Source organism: Bombilactobacillus bombi, assembly GCF_013607485.1.
GTDB lineage: Bacteria > Bacillota > Bacilli > Lactobacillales > Lactobacillaceae > Bombilactobacillus > Bombilactobacillus bombi_A.
In genome coordinates, this window is the sequence record NZ_SCHP01000144.1 from 1 (window position 1) to 642 (window position 642).

The window sequence follows — 642 nt, forward strand, 5'->3', positions numbered from 1 at the left end:
TTACAGCACAGGCTTATAATTTCTTTTATTCTATTGCGAGTGCCGCAATTTTAATACCATATGCATTTTCTGCATTTTATCAGCTTAAGTATTCTATAAAAGAAGATAAAACATCTGGGAGAACTAGAAATATTGTTATTGGGGTTGTTTCTAGTATTTATGCTTGTTGGTTATTGTTTGCAGCTGGTAAGAATTTTCTCCTATTAATGTCTTTGTTATTTGCAGCTGGAATTCCGGTGTACTGGATATTGCAAAAGAAGGATAATAAAGCTAAACGAGTATTTGGCCCAATTGAAATGTGGGTTGCTATCTTTGTTTGTGCTGCTGCTATTTACACTATTTTTGGTTTAATTAGCAAGCAGATTACTTTTTAAATTAGTTTGTAATATCTGGATTTTACATTAAGAAATAATAGGTAATTTTGTTAATAGGTGTTTTAAAGTGTATAGGACAAAATTCAGTCCTGATTAAAAGAAAGCATTTCGCAGTAGTATAAAGACTATCGCGGAATGCTTTTTTATTTAATATATTAAATAAACCACAAGTTTTACTTGTGAGGATTAGAAGAGCTTTAGCGAGAAAAACTTTCTTTCGAGATATAGGTTTTCATCTGCCACCCAAAACTATCCTAAATGAAGTTTT

General features: G+C 31.0%; 1 pseudogene. It reads left to right on the forward strand.

The features are described from left to right. Positions 1-374, forward strand: a pseudogene (locus tag EQ827_RS08850) (arginine-ornithine antiporter); the annotation flags it as partial. Between the last annotated feature and the right edge of the window lie 268 nt (positions 375-642).